1 protein-coding gene is annotated in these 618 nt (G+C 53.5%); it reads left to right on the top strand.

The window, feature by feature from the left end:
• The first annotated feature begins 334 nt into the window (after window positions 1-334).
• On the top strand, window positions 335-547 hold the full coding sequence (locus tag AC1RPG_RS07765) for a hypothetical protein (protein ID WP_281106406.1): 213 nt from the start codon (window positions 335-337) through the stop codon (window positions 545-547).
• Window positions 548-618: the final 71 nt, after the last annotated feature.

Here is a 618-nt window from a genome sequence, read left to right as displayed (position 1 = left end):
ACTCTGGAGTACGCGAACGGCATCCTCGACAAGAAAGGCTTCTACAATGGTGAGCCAGTCGAGTACGTGATGAAGCATGTGAAGCCGGATGATCCGTACAAGGGTTACCTCTCGTCGAAGATCGTGGTGAAGCACGCGACAGGCGCGACACAAGTGATCGACTGCCGTGACTACTTCATCCCGCTCGCGGTTGCGAAACCCCAATCGTTTGTTGAATCCCTGACAGAACATGATCGTGCGGCGCTTNCCCAACACACGGAAAATCAGAAGAAACAAGGTTGACGGCACGCGCAATTAAGCGCATACTGCACAGCATTCAACAGCGGAGGGCAATATGAGCAACGTCAACATTCAATACTACAATGAGGCCGACCATATCAATCTTGCGTCTGCCACGGGTGATCTGGCGGTCCCGCGTGTCGGTGAGGTCATCCGCTTCGAGGCCGCCACCTCGGTTGATTACGAGGTGGCGGAGGTTGTGTACCACATCGCGCAGGGTACCAACCTCCGACAGCGCATTTCTGTATTTCTCGCCCGTATCGGCTGAATCACCCAAACTCAAGGAGAAGAAGTAAATGCTGGATAAATCGATCATTGCTTAACGCCGTGCTCAACTCG

The organism is Dellaglioa sp. CoH-57-MRSF-18, assembly GCF_056781995.1.
Note: the sequence above shows the minus strand (reverse complement) of the source record. Positions and strands in the feature narration are given on the sequence as shown.

Bases quoted from the DNA above. Each gene is read 5' to 3' on its own strand.
- AC1RPG_RS07765 (WP_281106406.1), top strand. From the start codon at position 335: ATGAGCAACGTCAACATTCAATACTACAATGAGGCCGACCATATCAAT.